This window comes from Burkholderia sp. Ac-20344 (assembly GCF_017104975.1).
Taxonomy (GTDB): Bacteria; Pseudomonadota; Gammaproteobacteria; order Burkholderiales; family Burkholderiaceae; genus Burkholderia.
Map to the genome: position 1 here is coordinate 1 of NZ_JAAGPP010000423.1, position 249 is coordinate 249.

The window sequence follows — 249 nt, forward strand, 5'->3', positions numbered from 1 at the left end:
CCTTGTTGTACAGGCGCTTGCCGTTCCGATCGAGCGCGACGGCATGATGCTGGCCTTTACCGACATCGACGCCGACGAAGACATCGACGGCGCCATGTTGTTGAGTGTCTTGCATCGAAGTATGAGCAGAGTGAACGGATTGGCCTGCAACAACGGTGGCAAGTCTCGGCATCCACGTTACGGACGGCGTCGGGATATCCCGGCCAAACCCCTATCAGCGATCACCAGCCACCCACCAGGCCCGGTGAC

The 249-nt window shown here is 59.8% G+C and carries 1 pseudogene; it reads right to left on the bottom strand.

Going from position 1 to position 249, the window contains the following annotated elements:
* A pseudogene (locus G3N64_RS40515) lies at positions 1 to 172 on the bottom strand (IS110 family transposase); the annotation flags it as partial.
* Between the last annotated feature and the right edge of the window lie 77 nt (positions 173 to 249).